The organism is Carboxydocella sp. JDF658 (assembly GCF_002049395.1).
GTDB lineage: Bacteria > Bacillota.
In genome coordinates, this window is sequence record NZ_BDLR01000182.1 from 1 (window position 1) to 268 (window position 268).

Here is a 268-nt window from a genome sequence, read left to right on the forward strand (position 1 = left end):
ATAACACATAGGGCCAGTCCGCACCGCAGCTTCATTTTGGCCATGCCCCGAATGGTATGCTGTTCGAATCCAAAGGATACATCGAGTCTGCTATTTACCCGTTCTACTGCGGTGCGTTTTTTATATTCTTTTTCCCACTTATAACTTGCCCGGTCGATCGGCGTGAAAATCCGTCGGTTTTCCGCTAGCGGTATACGTATTCCCTGACTAACTGAACACTGTTCCATTCCCTGACACTTGATTCCGTATCGCTTTGCCGGACATAACT

1 protein-coding gene is annotated in these 268 nt (G+C 47.8%); it reads right to left on the bottom strand.

Features of this window, described 5'->3' with window-relative positions; all coding sequences use genetic code 11:
- Positions 1-268, bottom strand: a 268-nt coding sequence (locus JDF658_RS13550; RefSeq protein ID WP_200805688.1) for a transposase, incomplete at both ends; no start/stop codon positions are given.